This is a genomic window from Dyella sp. ASV21 (assembly GCF_016428975.1).
Taxonomy (GTDB): domain Bacteria; phylum Pseudomonadota; class Gammaproteobacteria; order Xanthomonadales; family Rhodanobacteraceae; genus Dyella.
Map to the genome: position 1 here is coordinate 1 of NZ_JAELTT010000223.1, position 395 is coordinate 395.

Annotated in this window: 1 pseudogene; it reads left to right on the forward strand. The window is 73.9% G+C overall.

What is annotated here, in order from left to right:
- Positions 1–185 precede the first annotated feature (185 nt).
- A pseudogene (locus JHD67_RS21570) lies at positions 186–248 on the forward strand (NADH-quinone oxidoreductase subunit C); the annotation flags it as partial.
- Positions 249–395: the final 147 nt, after the last annotated feature.

A 395-nucleotide genomic window follows, 5' to 3' on the forward strand; every position in this document is an offset into this window, starting at 1 on the left:
CCCCCCCCCCCCCCCCCCCCCCCCCCCCCCCCCCCCCCCCCCCCCCCCCCCCCCCCCCCCCCCCCCCCTTCTACTGACACCGCGCCCACCGAGATCTACACCCGAACGTTGTCGTCGGCAGCGTCAGATGTGTATAAGAGACAGCGCCAGTTATCGGCCGCTTCGGCCTTGGCCTGCAGCAGGTCGGCATCGTCTACGACGGCCACCCAGACTTGCGCCGCATCCTCACCGACTACGGTTTCGTGGGCCCTGTCTCTTATACACATCTCCGAGCCCACGAGACCCGTGACCGAATCTCGTATGGGGTCGTGGTCTGGTAGAAAGGGGGGGGGGGGGGGGGGGGGGGGGGGGGGGGGGGGGGGGGGGGGGGGGGGGGGGGGGGGGGGGGGGGGGGG